This is a genomic window from Massilia sp. CT11-108, assembly GCF_047302915.1.
Taxonomy (GTDB): domain Bacteria; phylum Pseudomonadota; class Gammaproteobacteria; order Burkholderiales; family Burkholderiaceae_D; genus Telluria; species Telluria orientalis.
The window spans coordinates 1-302 of sequence record NZ_JBKYMO010001429.1 but is presented as its reverse complement, the minus strand read 5'-3'; the positions used below and the strand labels follow the sequence as shown (position 1 = coordinate 302).

1 pseudogene is annotated in these 302 nt (G+C 72.5%); it reads right to left on the bottom strand.

From position 1 onward, the window contains the following. Positions 1 to 302 (bottom strand): annotated as a pseudogene (locus tag ACEN88_RS35125) (S9 family peptidase); the annotation flags it as partial.

The following is a 302-nucleotide window of genomic DNA, read 5'->3' as shown; positions in this document are numbered from 1 at the left end:
GCGTGGTGACCGTGCCGTCAGCGCCGAGTGCACTCAGCGTGTTATCCGGATACGTGCCGCCGGCAGAGTGGTCTTCGCGCACGCCGATCAGGCGCCGGTGCGCGCGGTCCAGCACGAAGTCGGCCCAGCGCTCGCCGCCGCCCGCGCTGACGGGGATGGGCTCGCCGCTGCCCGCGCGGTCGAGGCGGTAGACGCGGTTGTCGGCGAAGTTCGAGAACCAGATGTGGCTGTCCGCGACGAGCGTGGCGCCGCCGCCGTACTCGTGCACGCGGGTGCGGACGTTGAACGGGGCCGGCGTCAGT